The sequence below is a fragment of the Paenibacillus sp. V4I7 genome (genome assembly GCF_030817275.1).
Classification (GTDB): domain Bacteria; phylum Bacillota; class Bacilli; order Paenibacillales; family NBRC-103111; genus Paenibacillus_E.
This window is the reverse complement of the sequence record NZ_JAUSZD010000002.1, coordinates 2,330,150-2,349,370: the sequence shown is the minus strand read 5'-3', so window position 1 is coordinate 2,349,370 and position 19,221 is coordinate 2,330,150. Positions and strand designations below refer to the sequence as shown.

The 19,221-nt window shown below is 44.2% G+C and carries 18 protein-coding genes; all 18 read right to left on the bottom strand.

Annotation, left to right across the window (positions count from 1 at the left end):
• Positions 1-23: 23 nt before the first annotated feature.
• The 18 genes from QFZ80_RS11750 to QFZ80_RS11665 all read right to left on the bottom strand — a co-directional run bounded on the left by QFZ80_RS11750 (position 24) and on the right by QFZ80_RS11665 (position 19,160).
• A complete protein-coding gene (locus QFZ80_RS11750) occupies positions 24-689 on the bottom strand; it encodes a TadE/TadG family type IV pilus assembly protein (protein WP_307559007.1) in 666 nt (221 codons plus the stop codon).
• A 16-nt stretch (positions 690-705) separates the two neighbouring features.
• Complete coding sequence (locus QFZ80_RS11745) at positions 706-2,997, bottom strand: hypothetical protein (RefSeq protein WP_307546486.1); 2,292 nt, start codon at positions 2,995-2,997, stop codon at positions 706-708.
• Between the two features lie 14 nt (positions 2,998-3,011).
• Positions 3,012-4,040, bottom strand: a complete 1,029-nt coding sequence (locus QFZ80_RS11740) for a TadE family protein (protein WP_307546488.1) — start codon at positions 4,038-4,040, stop codon at positions 3,012-3,014.
• Entirely contained in the window at positions 4,006-4,233 is a 228-nt protein-coding gene (locus QFZ80_RS11735) for a Flp1 family type IVb pilin (RefSeq protein WP_171647036.1), read from the bottom strand. The genes QFZ80_RS11740 and QFZ80_RS11735 overlap by 35 nt, the downstream gene beginning before the upstream one ends.
• A gap of 15 nt (positions 4,234-4,248) precedes the next feature.
• The gene (locus QFZ80_RS11730) at positions 4,249-5,103 is read right to left on the bottom strand and encodes a type II secretion system F family protein (RefSeq protein ID WP_307546490.1); all 855 of its coding nucleotides are present in this window, start codon (positions 5,101-5,103) and stop codon (positions 4,249-4,251) included.
• Between the two features lie 16 nt (positions 5,104-5,119).
• Positions 5,120-5,992 carry a type II secretion system F family protein gene (locus QFZ80_RS11725; RefSeq protein WP_307546492.1) on the bottom strand — a complete coding sequence of 291 codons (873 nt, stop codon included), beginning with the start codon at positions 5,990-5,992 and terminating at the stop codon, positions 5,120-5,122.
• On the bottom strand, positions 5,989-7,251 hold the full coding sequence (locus QFZ80_RS11720; protein WP_307559005.1) for a TadA family conjugal transfer-associated ATPase: 1,263 nt from the start codon (positions 7,249-7,251) through the stop codon (positions 5,989-5,991). The genes QFZ80_RS11725 and QFZ80_RS11720 overlap by 4 nt, the downstream gene beginning before the upstream one ends.
• The gene (locus QFZ80_RS11715) at positions 7,248-8,363 is read right to left on the bottom strand and encodes a nucleotide-binding protein (RefSeq protein ID WP_307559002.1); all 1,116 of its coding nucleotides are present in this window, start codon (positions 8,361-8,363) and stop codon (positions 7,248-7,250) included. The genes QFZ80_RS11720 and QFZ80_RS11715 overlap by 4 nt, the downstream gene beginning before the upstream one ends.
• A 259-nt stretch (positions 8,364-8,622) precedes the next feature.
• A complete protein-coding gene (locus QFZ80_RS11710) occupies positions 8,623-9,135 on the bottom strand; it encodes an acyl-CoA thioesterase (protein ID WP_057302375.1) in 513 nt (170 codons plus the stop codon).
• Between the two features lie 106 nt (positions 9,136-9,241).
• Positions 9,242-10,882, bottom strand: coding sequence for a serine/threonine protein kinase (locus tag QFZ80_RS11705; RefSeq protein WP_307555549.1), 1,641 nt, complete (start codon positions 10,880-10,882; stop codon positions 9,242-9,244).
• 86 nt (positions 10,883-10,968) lie between these two features.
• Positions 10,969-12,006: an SAM-dependent methyltransferase gene (locus QFZ80_RS11700; protein ID WP_307546498.1), complete on the bottom strand. Its 1,038-nt coding sequence runs from the start codon at positions 12,004-12,006 to the stop codon at positions 10,969-10,971.
• Positions 12,007-12,029: 23 nt separating this feature from the next.
• Positions 12,030-12,803: an ABC transporter ATP-binding protein gene (locus QFZ80_RS11695; RefSeq protein WP_307546500.1), complete on the bottom strand. Its 774-nt coding sequence runs from the start codon at positions 12,801-12,803 to the stop codon at positions 12,030-12,032.
• A gap of 21 nt (positions 12,804-12,824) precedes the next feature.
• The gene (locus tag QFZ80_RS11690) at positions 12,825-13,178 is read right to left on the bottom strand and encodes a cyclic-phosphate processing receiver domain-containing protein (protein ID WP_307546502.1); all 354 of its coding nucleotides are present in this window, start codon (positions 13,176-13,178) and stop codon (positions 12,825-12,827) included.
• 42 nt (positions 13,179-13,220) lie between these two features.
• Complete coding sequence (locus tag QFZ80_RS11685; protein WP_307546504.1) at positions 13,221-14,048, bottom strand: deoxyribonuclease IV; 828 nt, start codon at positions 14,046-14,048, stop codon at positions 13,221-13,223.
• Between the two features lie 15 nt (positions 14,049-14,063).
• Positions 14,064-14,873: an Fpg/Nei family DNA glycosylase gene (locus QFZ80_RS11680; protein ID WP_307546506.1), complete on the bottom strand. Its 810-nt coding sequence runs from the start codon at positions 14,871-14,873 to the stop codon at positions 14,064-14,066.
• A 458-nt stretch (positions 14,874-15,331) separates the two neighbouring features.
• Positions 15,332-16,708, bottom strand: coding sequence for a ribonuclease H-like domain-containing protein (locus QFZ80_RS11675; RefSeq protein ID WP_307559000.1), 1,377 nt, complete (start codon positions 16,706-16,708; stop codon positions 15,332-15,334).
• Positions 16,705-16,917 (bottom strand): hypothetical protein, encoded by a 213-nt coding sequence (locus QFZ80_RS11670; protein WP_307442138.1) that lies wholly within the window; start codon positions 16,915-16,917, stop codon positions 16,705-16,707. Before QFZ80_RS11670 ends, QFZ80_RS11675 begins: the two co-directional genes overlap by 4 nt.
• Positions 16,914-19,160, bottom strand: coding sequence for a DEAD/DEAH box helicase (locus QFZ80_RS11665; protein WP_307449670.1), 2,247 nt, complete (start codon positions 19,158-19,160; stop codon positions 16,914-16,916). The genes QFZ80_RS11670 and QFZ80_RS11665 overlap by 4 nt, the downstream gene beginning before the upstream one ends.
• Positions 19,161-19,221: the final 61 nt, after the last annotated feature.

The following is a 19,221-nucleotide window of genomic DNA, read 5'->3' as shown; positions in this document are numbered from 1 at the left end:
CCTCCTAAAAGTTTCTAAAGGTCTTAGGCGCCTATCCATGCCCGCTCAAAAGCCTTCTTCTTTAATATGATCGTGTGACTTATGAACGGCAGAGGAAGCTTGTAGGTTATTTGAGCTTCTATACCAAAAAAAGCATCGCCACCGCTTTCCATACCCGGGAGAGTCACAGAAATGACCTTAAATTTCTCTTTCTTCATGATGGTTTGTTTGCAAAATGCATAAACAATCGGTGTGAAGGCCGCATGAATACGCGGCTTAACTTGACTCTCGTAAAGCTCATCCAGTTCTTCTTGAGCCTTCCCCTCTCCTAATTCACGCTTTTCTTTTTCCCATTTAACAAGCTCTAGGAGTGAATTCGGGATGTAAGCGGCATATTCATCAGCCAGATTCTCAGTGTTCTTCACTTGATCTCGAGCCGTTTGTACACGATCTACAACTGAACTCATCATTTCACCTGCGTGGCTCTGATCGAATTTCGATTTGGCTTCTTGGACAAGAAGCCGTACAGGGTATAATTGACCGGCAACCGACTTTGTTGCCTCCGATACCCCGGCTTGCAGCTCCATTTCTAATACGGCAATCTGAATACATATGATAAGACCAATCACAAAGGCTAAAAAGAACGGCAGCACCAAAGAAGCCTCCAACACCACGCCGCCATTCTGCTCATGGTGAAACTTTCGAAGCATAAACAGCCCCCTTTCTTCAATAAGCTACAGCTGAAGTACTGCTGAACTGGCACCGATTCCCTTGCACTTTACACCCTAGTAACCCAGTTCCATCCAGCATCTTCATGATTTGGGGGATAAACCACAACCTCACTTCGCTTGCTCCGTTTCCCTGAATATAAGTCGTTTCTTGAACCAAATACTTACCAGTATCCAGTTCTATAAGTGCCTGCATTCTAGCCATAAGTTTCGTATTATTACTGTGTAAAAGTAGAAAAATGCGTAAATAGTCTTTGTAGGTCAAACTTAAAGCTGATGTTGTGATTTTCGCAGATAACTCTACCGCTTCACCTTTTGTTAATTTATTCATGTCTTGAAAAGCTTCCAGCGCGCCTTCCGCGGCAGCCGCCAAGAGCACGAGTAAAGGTGAGCCTATACCGAGCAGCTCTTTTTTCGGATCTAGAAGTGCCTCTACTGTGCGGATCGCCATACGGAATGCAAACATTTCCGCATAGGCGGACGAAATATTAGCAACGCAAGAGGAAAATCCATATAACAGATATTCCACCTCTTGATTTGCCAACTTATGCGAACCTGGATCCACCAGCTCATTGGATAATTTGGGCTGACCCGCAGAGTCTTTTTCCAATCCATATGTGCGGTAATTAAATTTCGTAAGCGCAAATTCATTCACATAAAGCTCATTTCTCATCGATTCCGCTGCGTTATTAAACGCCTCAAGCATCCCCATCGCTTTTAGGCTTACGGGTTCTGGTTTCTCTAAATCATAAGCAATCTCGCTGCCAACCATCGTATCTTGAGCATTTGCTTCCCTATACTTTTGGTACAATCCTTTATCCTCTTCTACTTGTCCGGCATCCCCCTGAAGGCGGTTGTACAGTTCAGTGTCAGTACTTTGAGTATTCGGCAAGCTGCAAGAACCGATTGATTGTTTCGCTTGATCCAAAATGGCTTGAATCTTGTTTTTTTGCAGAAGCTTATTCGTTGCCATTGCCTCATTTTTGTCCATTCTTGTCTTTTCCAAAACACTTTGCTGTTTATTAAATTCACTAGATTCAGAAAAATAAGCATTATTCGCTAGGTTTGCTCTACTTGTATTATCAGATGTGTATAGATATACGGAGGTAACAACTTCTTGGAACGCAGTAAATAACGCACTAATGCTGGCTATGGCTGTCTGATATCTGTAGAAATAATCATCACCCATAACAGGAACATGTTGAAACACTTCATAGGCACCAGAGGCTCCACCTTGTGCTCCACTTCCCGAACTTTGAGCTATCTCATTTAATTTCGTACGTATCTCGTCATTTCGCTGCTTTGCTAATCGTAGAGCTGGTTCAATGGTTTGCTGTAATAGTTGGATTTCTCTTCCGTTAGCCGGCACCTCCAGCTTCGTAGCAGCTAGGAGTGCTGCGTATTTAATGATCAGTTGCAACAACGCTTCTAGCTCATTCAACTTCTGGGCGAAGACCTGTGCCTGAGACCCTAATATTTGTTTAGAAGCTGCGAGGGATTGTATGCCAGCCACAGCGCCAGGTCCAGCTTGGCTTAGCGCTGCTATTGACATATCCAGATCTCTCATGGAATCTTGAATAGATTTCAGCTGATTTTTCACTTCTAGAATTTCGCTTCTCACTTCATCTGCTGTATGAATGCCGATTTGGGCAGCTAATTCGTCTAATTCGGTGATGCGTTTTTGATAATAAGCATGATACTTCGATATTTCTTCAATCAGCTCTTCGCTGCTCTGCCAAGCTTCATCTAACGCACTTTCTCTTTGATCAATGAGTTTTTCAAGCACCGCCGCTTCTTTAGAAAACTGGGACCCAAGCTGAAAAGGGGCTTTCGTCCCGCTTTTCCGAAACTTATCGGTAATTTCAAGTGTAAACTCGATGGGAGCCTTGATCTTCATATCCTCCAGTACCTGCCGCTCAAAAATCGTATGACTTGCCAATGTGTACACAGGGGTAACACGCATGCCATTCGCTACGGGTCTTGTATCCACATAATGAAATGCGCCTGGCGACACTTGATTTGACAAATTACTTGCAAAAACCTTGCGAAATAACGCCTCTGATTCATCCTGCGAAATGCCAAGACCATAGAGCCCCATCGCTTGCAGCTCTGTATCGTAAGCTGACATAACCGATCGCGCTGCGGCCTTGACCGCTGATTCCGTCTCTTTTTCCGCCAGTTTAATTCTTGCGAAGTCAATGAGTACAGCTTGAAATAAGAAAATTGGCACAATAATGAGAATCAGATAGACAGAAACTGCACCTTTCTCTGACCGAATAAATTTCCTCAAAAACTCCCCCCTTCCTAATTGTGGATGACAACAACTATCCCTTTACGCTCCAGCTCCTTGCGAAATGAATGAGAGGGCATTCCTTTACCGCTGGTATCTTTTTTGAAAAAGTGCCATACGATGCCCTTCACTTGTGTCCTTTCATTGAGAAGCTCTATATCCTTAGGCATTTGCTCGGTGCGAAGCTGAAACTCCGTCATATTGTAAAAAGCTTGATGACCAATACCTCGAGCATCCAACGCATCTACTGTTCTGCTTTTTCCTGATGTTGTGGTCAAAATAACCTCTGTACCTCCAACCAGTGCCTTCAAATAGGCCGCGGCTTGGCGCTCTGATTGTATGGACACACTGGGGCCTGATAATCCACCTTGAATGGGCTCTACGAGAGCCTCTCTCGCCTTTTGAGGGGAAATTCGGCCTTTAATCGCTTTGAAATACGTACGTGTAATATCCGTTAATCGAATGAGTTCAACAGGCTCCACAACATGTGAAACGGCCCTGCCAGTTGTTTGCTCAGAATCCAACCATCTCTTTAGCTGCGTCGGCATAAGAAATGACTTTTGCAATTTCACTTCTACCTGATGGTCAAAAAGATAGTTGGCGTATTTTGCAGTTCCCGTCACACCTTGCGGCAGTAAAGCTGAGGTTTTGGCAAGTTTGCTCTCCACGTGACCACTCGCACTGCTCGAGGGAATAATGACTTCTGTTGCGCCACTCCCACTCAGCATTCCGAATAAATCTGACACACTATCATGTGTAAGTCGCCAATAAAGACCATCTGTTTCACTGGGGTTATAGTTTCCTGTCACCAAATCTTTGTGGCTGTTATTCCACGTAAAGGCAAGACGCTCTGCCGCAGTCCTCGCAAGCTGCTGAACAAATACGCTCTGATACGCATACATGCCCACAAAAAGAAGCGTAACCGTACAAAGTAGAATCAGCGGAAATACAAGAGAAGCTTCTAAAGTAAAGCTTCCTTCCTCATTTACACGGAGACTCAGTAAACGCCTATGGCGCACAGCTAGTTGTTGGACTAGGCGCACAAGGAACAACCGCGCTGTTGTCTTTTAAATCAGAGTTGGCATCCCCAATTAGCTTCTGGAACCACGAGACGATCCATTTTCTGAATATAATTGCTATAGCTACAAGCACAGCAACAATCAATAAAATCTCTAAAGTGCCTAATCCTTCTTCATCTTCCCAAAACTGTTTCAGCCAATCTAACGCCGTTTTCATCTCTACATACCTCCATTATTGTTTCATCATAAGTAAAGCTGGGGCCGCTACGATGACCATCACGACAACGAAAATGAGGACCATGGGAAATACAAGCTTCGATGATGCTTCTTCACCTAATGTTCGTGACACCGACTTCCTTCTTTGCCAAAGATCCAACGAAAGTGCATGAAGCGCTACAACAAAATCGCTACCACCTCGCTTATAGTTCAGCAAAAGAGTAGAAGTAAACACTGACACTTCATGAAGGGCACAGCGTTTGCTGAAATCCTCCATTACTTTTGCAAAGGATACATTCATCTCCAGTTCATGAACAGCTTGTGCAAGTTCTTTGTAAAGTGGTGTTTGTGCTTTATGCGGCCGGGCCTCTACACAACGAATCCATGCCCGATTTACAGTCTCTCCTGCGTTTACGAGCAGCACGATCGCACTCAATATTTCAGGCAATTCAAGGATCATCAGCTGCTGTTTCTTGCGGATTTTCGCATCTAAATCACGCACCATGATCATGGGAACGATAGCCGCGGTTAGCAAACCAAATCCAAACAGAGAACTATCTCCACCGGCAAGAATGGATAGCAGAGTTAGAATTACTAAGCATAAAGTCGAAACCGAGATAAGCTCTGCAAGAAACCATTTACTGCCATGTGCAGCGAAGCTTCTCCCATGCAGTGTAATTAATTTATGATGTACTTTTGCCGTAAAATCGGGTAATTTTTCCATCAAATTAAGCTTGTCTATGAGCAAGTAACTGTAAGGTAACAGCAGCTTTATCTGGAACGGATAAGGGTGAGCTTTGATAATCTCAGCATACTGGACTCGCCCCCAAAGGAATAATAGGATACAAACGGCAATCTGAGTTATAAACACAATCGTGATCCACATGCTACACCTTGATATTCATGATTTTTTGAGTGAGTACATAGCAAGAACCAAGCAGCAACAAGCTTGCAGACATGATAAGTACACCACTGCCTGTATAAAGAGGATCCATATACTCTGGAGAAGAGAACGCAAGCACGGCAACAATAACGATCGGCGCAAAGAGCAGTACCCTTGATTCAAAACGTTTCTGTGCAATCATTACGGAGATATCCTGTGAAATTTCAAGCTTTTCGCCAATCACCGCAGCAGTTCGTTTCATGACCTCCACCAAGTTGCCACCCGTCCGCTTACAAGTTAAGAAAACGTCTGTGAAGCTTCTTACATCTTCTAGATGACTGCGATCCGCTAAATTTTTCAGAGCTGTTTCAATGGGCTCCCCATTCTCTACTTTTCGGCAGATAATACTAAATTCAACGACGATCAGGCAAGCGGGATCTGGATACAGCATCTTCAAATCTCCTAGTGCCTCTCTAAATGCTGTTTCAATCGACTTACCAACCGTCATGGAGGAGGATAGGCAGCTTAGTGCTTGTTTAAACTGTACATACAATTTGTTTTTACGTAATTGAATTAATTGTTGCTTACGTATTCGGGGAAATGCGAAGCCTACCGCAGCCAATACTGCAGCAAGAACGAAGCTTTTGTAGAAAATGTAGCCTACAATGAACGCTGGTATGGCAAGCATCAGGATAGCACTTACTTTTTCCTTGGAGGTTAGTTGATAGTGGTTATAGTCAATTAAATGGTTAATTGCAGACGGGTGCTGGATGGGCTGAGATTCAGCTCTCTTAGATGTTCCTTTTCTTCGTTCCAAATACAAAAGAAAAAACCAGCTGAACGCTCCAATAATGAGGAGAAGCAACAAAATCTTCATCCTGTATCACGTTCTTCCTGAACCTGTTTAAACCAATCTGGCAGCTTCTTTCCAGCCATTCGAATTTTGTGCATATGGTGCAGTCGGTTTCCGGTATAAGCGAGCTCACCAATGACCTTACGATCCACCGTTTCCCCTTTTTCAACAAATAGGAAAAGTGGATGCAGTTGAACCTCACCATCCTTCACACCTAGCACCTCATGAATTTCTGTGACTCTACGGGTACGATCACGAATTCTGCTTACATGAACCATAACATCCAGCGCTGAGGCAATTTGCTTACGAATGACGTCTACTGGAAGTTGGGCTCCACTTAGCACCATCGTCTCTAGTCGGCTGAGCATGTCAACAGATGTATTCGCATGTCCTGTGCTTAAACTTCCGTCATGCCCAGTATTCATCGCAGCTAGCATGTCGAGTGCTTCCGCTCCTCGAACCTCCCCAACAATTATCCGATTGGGACGCATTCGCAGCGAAGAACGAATAAGCTCTCGAATCGTGATTTCTCCTTTCCCTTCGGTATTGGCATTTCTAGTTTCCATTCTCACCAAATTAGGTACAGTCTGTATCTGAAGCTCAGCAGAATCTTCAATCGTAATGATGCGTTCGTGTGGGGGAATCCAAGCACTAAGTGCATTTAGAAATGTCGTCTTCCCAGAACCTGTTCCGCCACCAATAAAGATATTAAAGCCTGATTCAACCATTACTTGTAGAAGTTCTGCTGCCTCCTCCGAGATACTTCCCATACGAATCAAATCTGCCATTAGCAGGGGCTTTTCCGGAAACTTACGAATCGTTAAAGTGGGACCACTCAAAGAGGCCGGCGGAAGTACGATGTTGACCCTCGACCCGTCAGGCAGACGCGCATCGACAATTGGTGTTGCTTGATTGACGATCCTGTTCACTTTAGACACAATCATCTGAATGAGATCCTCAAGCTTCTCTGCACTTTCCAAAGGATACGGATATCGCTCAACGGCGCCCTTCCTTTCGAAAAAGATGCACTCATGCCCATTTACCATGATCTCTGTCACGGATGGATCATCGATCAACGGTTGAAGAATATCCAAGCCCCTGAATGAATCAAAAACTCGCTTTACCAAAGCCTGCATCTCGCTTGAAGTCCAACCGTGTTCTCCTGCTGCGCTGAAAACGGTCTCCTCAATAAGCTCAATTAATGTGACATCGCTGACCGTGCTGGAAAGATCAATCCTCTCTTTAATCTGCTGTTTCAAAGTGAGAAACAAATCATGATTCATGAAGCAGCAGCCCCTTTCCTATCCGAAGAAGAATGTCCTTTTCCTATGTGAATAGCAGTGAACATGTCATACGTCTGTTCTGAAAACAAGCCGGATTGCCAGATCTGTTCTGGGGCGCTTAAAATTTTCCACTCGGGGATATACGGAAGCCTATACGTTATTTCCTTACCCAAACCCGAGAAATCATTCGTTTCTTTGCCTGTATATTTATTGATAACGAAATGTACATTCTGCAAGGAGCCCATTTGCCTCTGGAGCGCCTCTGTTTTATATAAATCATTTAAATCGTCCCGCACAATCCAGATGATATGGTCACTGACATCCAAACTTTTTACAATTCTCGGATGCACAGTGGCATCTAAATCAACAATGATGAAGTCATATTCGTTCAACGAGATCAATGATTCAATAAGAAGACGGACATGCTCGCCGCTCATTTCTTGCATCTCCCTGATTTGATCTTTGGGAGTCAGATAATCGATACGCAGCCTAGAGTCGTGGGATTTGAGCAGCTGCAGCTTAGGTCCCAACAAGTCAGGCGTGCTTTTCATGTAGTATAAAAGCTGTGAAAACCGTCCTAAATCCCCCTGCAGCCACTGAGAGGCTGAACTAACCAACTCCAGGCTGAGATAAAAAACCTGTTCACCGCGAAAAGATAACTGCTTCGCCAAATGAACGGCGGTCATCGTTTTCCCACTATTTCCGCTGCTGCTGTACACAGATAGCACTCTAGTTTTTTTCGTCCCATGACCCGCATCAAATCTATGCTTTTCCGTATAAAAGGCCTGAAGGTGCGATATTAATTGGTGCAGTGATTGAAAACGATATAAGAACGGAATCTTCGTCTCCGCTTCTTTGGAATTTGCAATCGTTTCACTCAAAATCATTTTGCATAAGGATGTACTCCGATTCATCAAATAGGGGTAATATGCCTCGGATAGTAGCAAAACACCTTCTAATTGCTGATTCTCAAGCACCTCTAGGACCAATTCTAATTTCGAAAAAAGCTTAACTTGTATTCTCTCCGCAAACTCAGAAGACCGTATGAAGGCAGCAAGTCGCTCTGCGTAAACGATGTCATCATCTAAGACGTAAAGTTGAAATTTTTTCATTCCTACCTCCTTTATATCAGTTATGAAACCTTGGCATACACACCACTAGCAATTAGAACAAAGCTAATAACGGTGAGCACAATGGCAATGCGAAGGGTCGTCTCAACCTTCATGCATCAGCCTCCTTCGTGATTCGGAGAAAACAAAAAAAGCACGCGCCGATTGAGGAGATCTACGATCTCCACGATCAGCGGTGCTTCCGCTTGTCCGATTTAATTTATCCAAATTGTACCACATTTTAAAAGAAAATCAATCCCTTTTATTCCCAAGGGTATTTCATTGTGAAGAAGCTCGCCAGCTTCTTACTTTCAACTCTTCGTAGACGTCTCATTTCTGCTCGATGTGGCGCTGATTCATGCAGCTTTTTCTCTTCTTCCGTCTCTGGAACCACATCTGGAACTTCAACAGGAACTTTGTTATCATCGAGTGCAACGAATGTCAGGAAGGAGGTTGCTGCTATTTTTCTTGCCCCTGTTTTCAAATCTTCAGTTACAACTTTGACGAAAACCTCCATCGAGCTTTTGCCTGTCCATGTCACGAATGACTCCAAGCAAACCGAGTCTGACGTATGTATAGGCGACAAAAAGTCAACAGAATCCGTTGAGGCTGTCACAACAGACCTCCGGCAATGTTTATGTGCGGCAATCGATGCGATATCATCAATATAGGACATCAGCTTACCACCAAATAGCGTGTTGTGATTATTTACATCGGTCGGAAAAATTCGTGACGTCTTGAAACATCTGGACTCTCTAGCAAAGCGTTGTTCCATATGTATAGCCCCCTCTATCTGCTTCTAAATGAAATATGACTCATCATAACACAATTAAGGTCATTTGGTTATAACTTGAGAATCGATTTGCAATTTATTAAAGGGGCTAACTAAGCTTTTTGAATCGTGAGAATAATGATTTACTCCCCTTCAGACTACTTTTTCTAACTGTCTCATTCGGCAGAATTTCTCTAAGCAAAGGGCTCAGTGCATCTTTCAACGTTTCCAATACTTCAGTCTGATCTTGAATACATTCCCCTTTCCAAACAGCACGCATAACCTCAGCACGCGGTATTTCAGGCAAGGTGCATAACGGTGCCGTAGGAAGCGAATCTACCCATTCATTCCGGAAGTGTCCCGGCATCGTACCGTTCGCCACATAATGCACCTTTTTGCCACGCTGCTGATACGTATCAAATCGATTGAAATGTGCTCGCGAACTTGGGCGATTACACTTTCCGGGAGAGGCGTCTACAACTACAATGATCTCATCCGCACTGTGACAAAGTTCTTGAACAGAAGGATCTTCCCAATGCGTGGATACGTCCCAGATGACGATCGGTTTTTTTATCGTATGTAGAAGTTTGAAGGAATCCGAAGGATGCCATGAGCTTTGAAACCCCTCAGGATGAAGGGGTACCCATGTCGTAAACCCGTTGGTCCATGCTGAAATCGCTACTGACGTTTGGTCACTTATGAGATTCGACACGAAGGAGTAATCCTTAGGAGCCTTGCGATCGCCGTAAAGGAGCATATACAAATCAGGTTCAATTGTTGGCTGCTCAACTAGCGCGTTTGGAATGTGCAAAGAATGAAGAATTCTTGCCAATGTAATTGCCATGAATGTCGCACCTACCCCTGCAAATAAACCGCCAATAACAATTAATTTATCAGTTGTTGAAGTGATGAATGGCGTGTGCGGAGTCAACGTATCTGGGGTCATAGTTGATTCGGAATAGATGGAACGAAGTCTCATTTTTACTTCCATGGCAGATTGACAGCGGTTTTGCGGGTGCTCTTGCAGGAGTAATCGTACAGTGGAGGTTAAGACATCTGGTAAATCTGTTCGTATCTGTTCCAACGGCTTTTGAGTGATATACGCATATTGGCCGCCCGATAATAAGTAATACAGCATGGAACCGAGCGTAAATAAATCAGTGCGCGCATCGGTCTGTAAGCCTAAAAACTGCTCGGGAGCCGCAAAGCCAATCGTACCCATTTGCATGGTATCAGATTGTTTACCGTGTTTGAATTGTCTGGCAACACCAAAATCGATTAATCGAACTTGGTTCTGCTCATTTAACATCACATTGGAAGGCTTGAGATCGCGGTAAATAATCGGACGAGGCTGAAACGTGTGCAAATAGTGAAGTAAATCGCATAGCTGAAAGGCAACATGAACAATTTTCGCTATGGGTAACTCGCGACCCCTATCTTCGAATAAATCTTGCAACGTTGGCCCTTGAATATAATCCATAACCAAGAAGCCTTTTCCATCCTCGGTTGTAAAATAATCAACTAACTGCGGCAGCTGGGGATGTTGAAGCCTAGCGAGCATTTCCGCTTCTTCCAGGAAGAATGTCATATCATCGGCTTCGAAAGGCAAACATTCTTTCACTGCCCATTTCTTCCCTTTTAGCTTCAAATCTTCTGCTAAATAAACATGACTCATTCCACCTTGACCGAGCAAGGCTTCAATTCGATATCTTCCCCCTATACATGTTCCAATCCAGTTTTGTTTATTCATCAATAAATAAATGACCCCCTTATCAGGTAAGATTTACCTTGATTATAAGAGGGTCTTCTTTATAAATCTACATTTTTTTTCACATTCTACGTCTTTTGCAAATAAAGTGTCAATTCTTCCCGATTGTGAAACAATTGTTTGGCTTTTAGCAGAAATAGCGTCGGCTCCAAAATCTTCAAAACATCACGAACCGTTTGGAACGGTTTTTTATGCATGAGCTTGACCGTAATGATTGCCGTTCCCCCACTTTGTAAGGAATAGAGCAAATCAGCGACTAAACGCCCCATTTGACGTGGATCCCAGCTCATATCACAGACGAGCAAATCAAACTCATTTTCCCTCAGCTTTACATCGCCAGCATTTTTCTTAAGAATCGCGAGAAGTGGGTTGCCCTGAAGTCTGGGACTCATGGATGCAGGGTCAATAGCCGTAACACGCAAGCCGCGCTCCAAAAGTAACGATGTCCATCCACCAGGAGCAGCGCCAATATCTAGTGCCGTACGGGCAATGCTGAAATCAATACCGAATCGTTGTTCCGCTTCCAAAAGCTTGAATTTAGCACGCGAGATTTGATCCTCTTCCTTCATAAATCGGATCGCACCGCCTGACCAATCAGACAAATTGTCGGTAGGCTTGGACAGCCCCACGAATAGCTTCTTGGCGCTAATATACACGGAAATGATTTGATCCGCATACCGAACTACGGGCTCAGCCTGAATCTCAGAAACCAATATTTCATCTAAAGCTGCCTTGACGGTGAAAGGTGCATAAGGTACATCCGCCCGCTCTTCTTTGCGCACTTGGGTGGCTATTTTCTCGCCTGAACCAATAATCCCTGAAGAAATGGCATCTCTTAACCAAGACTTGAGATGTTCGATATCCGCATCCGTACGGCTCAGGTCCCAGTCTTGACTCACAGGCTGAACGTGCCTAAGAAACATAGGCTCCTGCTCTTTAAGCGTTGTGATCATATCTTCTGTACCCTCGGGCACTTCGAATATAAACACCTCAGTCGGCACCAACAAAGTAAACTTAGTTAAGGGAAATAATTTACGAATTTCATCTTGTGCATATTGAGCGAACCCGTGATTCGAGGTACCAATGTATGTCGTTAAGTGTGTCATAGCCGCATCCTTTATGTAATGTACTATCTTGATTCAATAACCTTAAGCCATGGTCGTTCTTGGAACCACTCCAACGTGATATCGATTCCAAAGGCTCGATGAATATTTTCTGGAGTCAGTACTTCTTCTTTGCGCCCCGCCGCAATGATTTCACCTTGTTCAATAATAGCAACATGCGTAAATAAAGGGATTATTTCTTCGATATGATGCGTCACGTAGACGACCGTAATGTTTTGCTTGCTGAGGTCGTTGACATCTGTAAGAAAACGTTCTCTCTCGTATAAATCTAATCCAGCCGCTGGTTCGTCCATAATGAGAATGGAAGGCTTCATCATGAGCGATCTGGCAAGCATGACTTTTTTACGTTCTCCTTGCGAAAGACTTCCTAAAGGCTGATGAGCTAAATGAGGAATGCGGACACGCTCCAACATGACTAGAGCACGATCTTTCACCTCTTGCGGTATTTCCTGATAAAACCGTAGGTAGGCATATTCACCCGTAGCGACAACTTCGAGAACGGGGTCATTTAGGTTCAATTTTTCGAACAAAGACTGTGAAATATAGCCGATTTTCTTGCGAACTTCCCTCACATCACATTGACCATACCGGTTACCCAGCACGTCTACCGTTCCCCGACTTGGGAACTCGTATCCATTCATCATTTCAAGCAATGTTGTCTTACCTGAACCATTACGGCCTAACAATACCCAGTGTTCACCTGGCTGAATGTGTACATTCACATCCTGTAAAATATGACGTTCTCCTCTAATAAAATGAATACCGGATAAATGGATCATTTGCGGTCGATTCCTTTCTGACTACGGCTCACTCGTATATGTACCTTGTGCAATCTGCATGAGCAAATCGTCAGGAATTCGGTGAGGGTATAGACTCATCCCTTCGGGTTTGGCCGTGTAAAGCATTTGATACATTGCCGTACAAGCCGAGGGACTGGAAGTATGAATATAAATTGTTTTGGGAAATTTGCGCTGTTGCGTTAACCAAATGACGACGTCCATGCCAGTCTCCATCGTAGACCAACCCAAATCATGATCTAACGATAAAATATCAACATCAAACTCCTGGAGCAGTAAAATGCATTCTTTGACATCTTTGGCTAAAGTAAATCCTTGGGGACAAGGTCGCAAGTCATCTAAGTATACATGAATCATGATCGGATTTCCTTTCCTATTCATGATGAAATGAATGAAGTACTAGTATACCAAAGATTTCACCAGTGCAATTTCCTGAGCATGTGTACCGTCACTTCCTGAACCTGTTTCAAGAACGATGGGAATTTGTTTCAAATAGGAAGAGCCTAGCATTTGCTGAAAATTCTCACGGCCAATATAGCCAGCCCCAATATTTGCATGGCGGTCTCGGCGGGAACCATAAGGATGGACAGAGTCATTCAAATGAACAGCCTTCAGATGCGGAAAATAGTCAAGCTGTTTCCCCTTGGTCTCAAGCTCTAACCAATTATGCCCTTGCCATAAACCACTTGCAAATGCATGACACGTATCCAAGCAAAATCCAATCTTTTCTGGAACTCCGCTAAGTTTGCGCACTTGAACCATTTCTTCCATGGTTAGCCCAAGCTGAGCACCTTCCCCAGCTTGATTCTCAAGCAAAATCAATGAAGAACCCTCATATCCCTGAGCAGCGCTATTCAAACATTGTATTATATTTTTATAACCTTGTAACGGGTCTTTTCCAATATATTTTCCAAAGTGCACCACTAATCCTACCGAACCGCAGGCATCCGTAATTTCCAAACCATTCCTCAAAAGCTTTATCATATGTTCGCGTTCAGCCTCATCAGCCGCTGGGTTCAAGGGATACGGAGCGTGCCCAATCGACAACATGCCGTGTTCTTGGCAAAATTGCGCGCATGCGCTTGTATCTCTTTGATTAACTAATTTGGTAGAAAGACTGCGCGGGTTCATGGGAAAGTATTGAAATGCATTTGCCCCTATAGACAGAGCGGTTTTGGCCGCACCTAAATAGCCGCCACGCGTACTAACATGAGCGCCAATAAACATCAGGAATCAGCCCTTTCACGCTTGACAATTAGCACAGTAGAAGCATTTGCGGCTCGAAACTTCTGTCTTTATTAGTGGATGTCCGCAGCGCAAACAAGGCTCCCCTTCTCGATCATATACGCGACACTTAGCATCAAATTGCCCTGTCAAACGGTCCCCAACAAACAGAGGCTCGTCTATATATCCCCCGAATTGAATAGCTTCGAGAAGAACCGAGCGCATGGCCTGAAATAAGCGATTTTGCTCTTCTTCTGTCAGTGAGGACAGTTTACGAAGTGGGAGAATACCCGCATAAAAGCATATCTCATCGGAATAGCAGTTCCCGATCCCTGAGAGAAACGATTGGTCAACAAAGGATAATTTCAAGTTGCTTTTCTTACTTTTCAACACCTGCTGGAACTGTGGAAAAGTAAAGCTGGAATCCAGTGGCTCAGGCCCAAGCTTGCCTAAAAGCAGATCAACCTCAGGCCGTGTATGCATGTGCAAATATCCTAACCGCAATCCAATGAAATATAAGTGCTTCGTGCCAAAATGGATCACAACTTGCGTTGTCCGGTCCGGCTTCTCATCCTCCGTTCCATAGAACATCCAACCACCAAGCATTAAATGCAATAACAAAACTTCACCTGATACCAAGTGAAACAGCAAATGTTTAGCTCTGCGATCTATCCGTACAATACGGTTTCCAGTTAGCTTCCGAATGAAACTATCCGGCTCCACATTCAATGATTTCGGACGCGTAACTTCCGCCCCAGTGATTGGCGCGCCTTGGATCAATCGCGTCAACTGCTGACGATACGTTTCCATCTCTGGAAGTTCGGGCATGGTGAACTCTCCTTGCCTTTTTCTTCCTTGTATAACCAAATGACTGGGAAAGTAAACGGAACTACCTTACACAACCTTCTGGATGGTGTTGGAGAATTCTTGGTGCTTTTGGTGTTTCTTTGTGCTCGTAGTGCTGCTTAGCTCTTCTTAATGCTTCTTGCTTTAAACTAGGCGCTCCCCTGATTTCTCTTTTGACAAAACATAGATGCTGCCTTCGACATGAATTCAAAAATAAGAGCCCCTAGAGACTCTTATTTCAATCTTAATCGTATGAAAATGAGCAATAGCAGTCTTTAGGGACTTCTATTGCTATGGAATGCTATCAAAACTGGTGAAAATGCTTAAATTAGGAGCCTCTAGGAGCTTCTATTTCTTGTTCATTGATGAAAAATGAAATTTAGCAGTCTCTAGAAGCTCTTATCAATGTGTTAAATAACTAGAATTGGCGTCCATCCCCATTAAATTAGGCCTTCACTAACGTAAATCGGCTTTATTTTGCGTGTCTTGGTTATCTCTTTCGATGTGTTCTTACCCTTCACAGCAAGTGATTTCATCTCAAACGGATGACTTTCAGCTTTCCTCAACTTACCTTTCAATCGATGGATACGTTTCTCCAGTGCTTCCTCGACTTCGTTTTGACGTTTATCTCCACGGTGAAGTGAACGGCGGCGCCAGAGCTTCGCCCAAGCCTCCTCAGCGTAAAATATCGCCTGAGCAAAGTTCTTCTCTCGATGCTCGTAATACATCGCTAGCTCCAAATAAGGCTCCAAATGAAGCGCAATGCTCACGTTTTTGATGAGAATCCATCGTTTCCATAGTTCAACTGCGCGAAGATGCTCACCATTTTTCTTATAAAAAGCTGCTAACAGAAGAATGGCTGATTCTTTATCAGCAGGATTAGATGATTCCAGATCATTCATTAACCTAGCAAACAATTCTTCGAAATATGTCTCTGCTATTGTAGAACGACCCATTTTGTCTAGCCACAGTCCTGTTCGAAACAGTTCTTCTAGTTCGATTTCGGGTTCGATTTCGATTTTTTCACTCAGCAGTTTGCCGAAATGTATGGCAAGTGCTGCTAAAGTAACGATATCGTGCTCATTATGAACGAAAACACCTTCGAGTATAGATGGATTTTTCTCGGCCAGATATTGAAAATATAAAGCGGGTGCCATGGATCCCGGCACATCATCTACACGTTCAAAACCGAGGCGGCTCTCTTCAACTTTACTGAGACGACAAGATGGCAGCGTGTTTCGCCACAGGCTTCTCGAGGGGTAAAGAAGATCAAGCTGAAGCAGCTTCGTATCGTCCAATTGGAGTCGATTAAGAACATAACGATTTTTTAGAATAGGCCAATCGAATGTTCGGCCATTGTAGGAAATAATATGCGTGAAGCGCTCGAGCAGTTCTTGCAAATAAACAAGCATAGCATGCTCTTCCGCTGGGTTGCGAATCAAGAGCTGTTCTACCGTGAACAACTCACCGGTATAAAAGCCGATGCCGACCATGAACGGCACGTTACCTGCACCGACGCCGAGTCCGGTCGTTTCGGTGTCGAAGAAGAGCAGCTCTTCGAGCCGGACGACGGCGTCACGGTCGTGAAAGCAGGACAGCTGCTGCGCAACATCGGCCAGCTCACGCAGCCGATACTTGCCGTGCACGCTGTCCGCGCCGTACACACGGCGCCGCATGACGAACGAGCCGGCCGGGCTCGTTTCTACATGGGCGCCGAGCTGCGCCCACTCGCCGTCTGCCGCAGGCAGGGTCGGCGGTGCAACCTGAGCCGCCGAAGGTCCCCGCAGGCGGCCCAGCCTCTCGCGGAGCCCGCTCATCGGGCACCGCCTTCGAGCTGCGCAATGCTGAGCAGCACATGCTGCTTATCATTGGCCGAACGCCCCGCCGACATCTCCTCGTCGACGGTAAACCAATAAGATCTCGTAAGCAGCTCTTCTTCGGGCAACCGAATAGGGCCAGCATCTATGTTCTTGTGCGTTCTCAAACGAAATTTAATGTAGCAGGGTACAGAACCACGTATTTTCATATTACCCCCAACAATTCTATACTTTTTTGTTTTGCGTTAAGTCCCTCTATTTCCGTACCAATACATGAAGGGCAGCCGTCTTCACAGAGACATTTTCGTATTAAATTTCTTGCCGCAGCTTTTATATCGTCAAAACGCCTATAAACGTCTTCGGCAAGTCCAATGCCGCCGGGGTAATGGTCATATATGAAAATCGTAGGCAGCTGCGTATGCTCGGCCCTTATTTGTGAAACTACGTGTATATCGCTTCGGTCGCACATTACATGAATTGGTACTATATGCCTCAGTACATTCGAAATTCCTAAAAGCAGTTGTTCCAGCGTTTTCGTCCCTAATGTCGGGTCTACCTCTTTTAACTCTATCCAGGTCGCGCTGGTATGCAGTTCTTCTTCGGGTAGGTTAATTGGACCGTATCCGATATTTTCGAAACTGGTTAAGCGTATTTTCTTAAACAGTGTTGGCATCGCGTTTACTCGAACATCGCCATAATGAAGTGATGTGGTTCGCCTGTTTTCCGTCCGGTCAACTTCTAATACTATAAGCTTTACCGCTAGGTTTGCGTCCGTGTAATATTCTACATCGACTTCCCGTACGTAGGCCTTCTTATGCTCCCAGTCCAGCTTCTCAACTTGAAACTGTACCCCTTCATGAAGATAAATAGCTTCGTCATGTAACAGGGTCATAGCGCTAAATCTGTCCATTTCCCCAATAATTTTTACATTCGCTACGTCCGACTGGTCGATTATGACTACATTTTCTTGTGCTGCCGAACGCAGACTTACTTCGCTTGCTGGGAAAGACTGATTCGCCCAGAAAAAAGAATCCCCCGCCTGATGCAGTACCCTTTCTTCTACCAGGTATTCCAAAATGTCGGCTATCTCTAAAGGCCCGAATTCTTCCCCCTTTTTCATTGGAAGTTCATAAGCAGCGCAGCGTAAATGATCAACAAGAATAATTAAATTTTCCGGGTTAATTCTTGCTGATTCCGGGGAACGGTCGAAAAAATATTCAGGATTTTGGACTATGTACTGGTCTATGGGTGTATTGCTTGCTACCATTAGGACCAGGGCTTCCCCATGCCGTCTACCTGCCCTGCCTGCTTGCTGCCAAGTACTTGCTACACTTCCAGGGTAGCCACTCATAATGCAGACTTGCAGTTGACCTATGTCTACTCCCAATTCTAAAGCGTTCGTGCTTACTACGCCTAAAATTTCCCCGTTCCTTAACCCTCTTTCAATTTCCCTCCGCTGACTTGGTAAGTAACCGCCCCTATAACCCCTTATAGATTTTGCCCCTATTTCATTCTTAACCAGTTCTTGTATGTGGCTTAAGATTATCTCTACTCGTACCCGACTTCGGGCAAAAACAATAGTCTGTACTTTATTTGCTAAGAATTCCCTGGCTAAATGGTTTACTTCTACTGTTGCGCTTTTCCGAATGTTTAACGCCTTATTAACAATTGGCGGGTTATAGAAAACAAAATGCTTCCTTCCCCTAGGAGCGCCGTTATCGTCAATTAGCCGCATAGGCTTTCCTGTAAGCTGTTCTGCTAGTTCCTTTGGATTTGCTATTGTCGCAGAAGTACAAATGAAAAGAGGGTTGCTGCCGTAAAATTTGCAGATTCGTTGTAATCTACGAATAACATTTGCTACATGGCTGCCGAAAACGCCCCTGTAAGTATGTAGTTCATCAATGACAATGTATTTAAGATTACTAAATAAACTTACCCATTTCGTATGATGGGGAAGGATTGCAGCATGTAACATATCTGGGTTAGTAATTACAATATGCCCTACAGTTCTAACAAGCTGCCTAATTGCTGGGGAAGTATCGCCGTCATATGTGAAGCTTTTTATATCAATGCCCATTTCCGTAATGATTTCGTTTAATTCGCTTTTTTGGTCTTGCGCCAGGGCTTTCGTTGGGAATAAGTAAAGCGCGCGGCTTCCGTCGTCTTCGGCTACTGCCTGTAATACAGGAAGGTTATAACAAAGTGTTTTACCCGAAGCAGTTGGGGTAACAGCAACAATATTTTCACCTTTACGTACAGTTTCATAAGCTGTGTGCTGGTGAGTGTATAACTGTTCTATTCCTCTTTGAGTTAATGCGGCCTTTATTCTTAGGTCTACGCTTTCAGGCATTGAACGGGTCTTTGCTTCTTGCGGTTCAACTTCATGCCAATTAACTATATTTTCATTACTTTTTAATCCTTGTATTAAATCCGATAGGGATTTTTTTCTTATCATATTTTCACCACTCCGCATAGAACGATTGTTCCCCTATTATAAACGTCTCACACAAAAT

Bases quoted from the DNA above. Each gene is read 5' to 3' on its own strand.
- QFZ80_RS11750 (WP_307559007.1), bottom strand. From the start codon at position 689: ATGCTTCGAAAGTTTCACCATGAGCAGAATGGCGGCGTGGTGTTGGAG.
- QFZ80_RS11735 (WP_171647036.1), bottom strand. From the start codon at position 4,233: ATGAAAACGGCGTTAGATTGGCTGAAACAGTTTTGGGAAGATGAAGAA.
- QFZ80_RS11725 (WP_307546492.1), bottom strand. From the start codon at position 5,992: ATGAAGATTTTGTTGCTTCTCCTCATTATTGGAGCGTTCAGCTGGTTT.
- QFZ80_RS11720 (WP_307559005.1), bottom strand. From the start codon at position 7,251: ATGAATCATGATTTGTTTCTCACTTTGAAACAGCAGATTAAAGAGAGG.
- QFZ80_RS11715 (WP_307559002.1), bottom strand. From the start codon at position 8,363: ATGAAAAAATTTCAACTTTACGTCTTAGATGATGACATCGTTTACGCA.
- QFZ80_RS11710 (WP_057302375.1), bottom strand. From the start codon at position 9,135: ATGGAACAACGCTTTGCTAGAGAGTCCAGATGTTTCAAGACGTCACGA.
- QFZ80_RS11705 (WP_307555549.1), bottom strand. From the start codon at position 10,882: ATGAATAAACAAAACTGGATTGGAACATGTATAGGGGGAAGATATCGA.
- QFZ80_RS11700 (WP_307546498.1), bottom strand. From the start codon at position 12,006: ATGACACACTTAACGACATACATTGGTACCTCGAATCACGGGTTCGCT.
- QFZ80_RS11695 (WP_307546500.1), bottom strand. From the start codon at position 12,803: ATGATCCATTTATCCGGTATTCATTTTATTAGAGGAGAACGTCATATT.
- QFZ80_RS11690 (WP_307546502.1), bottom strand. From the start codon at position 13,178: ATGATTCATGTATACTTAGATGACTTGCGACCTTGTCCCCAAGGATTT.
- QFZ80_RS11685 (WP_307546504.1), bottom strand. From the start codon at position 14,048: ATGTTTATTGGCGCTCATGTTAGTACGCGTGGCGGCTATTTAGGTGCG.
- QFZ80_RS11680 (WP_307546506.1), bottom strand. From the start codon at position 14,873: ATGCCCGAACTTCCAGAGATGGAAACGTATCGTCAGCAGTTGACGCGA.
- QFZ80_RS11675 (WP_307559000.1), bottom strand. From the start codon at position 16,708: ATGAGCGGGCTCCGCGAGAGGCTGGGCCGCCTGCGGGGACCTTCGGCG.
- QFZ80_RS11670 (WP_307442138.1), bottom strand. From the start codon at position 16,917: ATGAAAATACGTGGTTCTGTACCCTGCTACATTAAATTTCGTTTGAGA.